The organism is Kitasatospora sp. NPDC056783, assembly GCF_042789895.1.
GTDB lineage: Bacteria > Actinomycetota > Actinomycetes > Streptomycetales > Streptomycetaceae > Kitasatospora.
The window spans coordinates 1-1,421 of sequence record NZ_JBHUAF010000707.1; the positions used below are offsets into that span (position 1 = coordinate 1).

1 protein-coding gene is annotated in these 1,421 nt (G+C 69.2%); it reads right to left on the bottom strand.

The features are described 5' to 3' along the window. Positions 1–21: 21 nt before the first annotated feature. Entirely contained in the window at positions 22–1,263 is a 1,242-nt protein-coding gene (locus tag ACFRMQ_RS40765) for an IS701 family transposase (RefSeq protein ID WP_380735983.1), read from the bottom strand. Between the last annotated feature and the right edge of the window lie 158 nt (positions 1,264–1,421).

Consider the following 1,421-nt stretch of genomic DNA (forward strand, 5'->3'; position numbering starts at 1 on the left):
TACTCCAGCCGCACTTCGTGATCAGGTGGCGAGTCTGCGCTGGTAGTGGCTGTGGCGGGCTCGTCCCTGGTGCGTCCGGCGCCATATCGACCAGTGGAGGACGAGGGCGGGCGAGCGTGGCTGGTCGAGGATCAGAGCGTTCATCAGGTGACGGATCTCGTTGGCGGTCAGGCTGATAGGCAGGCGGCCGGGCCCTGTGGGAGTCCTTGCGGCTTCGGCCACCAGGAAGGCGAGGACGGCCAGCGCGAGCATGGCCAGGGTGATATGGCGGTGCCAGGAGGTGAAGTGCCGGACCTGGTAGTGGTCGAGTCCGACCTGCCCCTTGGCCGCCTGGAAACACTCCTCGATCGACCAGCGCACTCCGGCGACCTGTACGAGGGTCGACAGAGGCGTCGGTTGCGGGGTGAAGCACAGGTAGAAGGCCCGCTCGCCGGTAGCGGTGTTGCGGCGGACCAGCAGTTGGCGGCGGCGGCCGTCACCGTCCAGCGCGATCCACGCCCACCGGTAGATCCGTGGGCCCTTGGCGCCGGCGCCGGCACTGCGGATCTGCCAGGCGTCTTCGGGCAGGCATGCGGCGGCGGTGTCGGCGCGGACCGGAGTGCGGCCGTTGTTGATGCGGACGCGAGTCGCGCACGATACCGCCAGGACGTAGCCGGTGCCGCGGGCCTCCAGCTCCAAGCGCAGGGCGGGGTCCTGGCCGTAGACCTCGTCCCCGGTGACCCACCGGGCCGGGGTGCCGGCTTCGAGTGCGGCGGTGATCATGTTGCGGGCGAGGTGCGGCTTCGTCGCGAACACGGCCTGCTCGGGTATGCCCGCCGCGGTTCGACGGGGACCATCGGCGCACCAGCTGTCCTTGGGCAGGTAGAGCCGCCGGTCGATCAGCGCGCGTCCGCGCGGGGATGCGTAGGCGAGGAAGACCCCTATCTGGGAGTTCTCTATCCGTCCTGCGGTGCCGGTGTACTGCCGTTGGACCCCGGCGGAGTGCTCGCCCTTCTTCAGGAACCCGGTCTCGTCCACGATCAGGACCCCGTCCGGGTCGCCCAGGCGCTCCAGGACCAGGTCACGCAGGTCGTCGCGGACCGCGTCGGCGTCCCAGCGGGCCGAGCGCAGGAGGCGTTGCATTGCGTCCGGCCTGTCATGGCCTGCCTGCTCGGCCAGAGACCAGCAGTTCTTGCGCTCCGCATCCGAGAGCAGACCGGTGACGAACGCTCGGGCTGTGGAGCGGGGTTCGACCCGGACGAACCTGCCCGCTACCTTGGCCATCACCTCCCCGAGCACCGATCGCCACCGGTCAGGGTCTACGCTGTGGCTCGCGGCCACCGTCCGATCTTGAAGAGTCCACACACCTCACCAAGATCACGCGGTGGCCGTTCCAGTTCCCGAACCAACCGGCCCGATCACGAAGTGCGGCTGGAGTACTA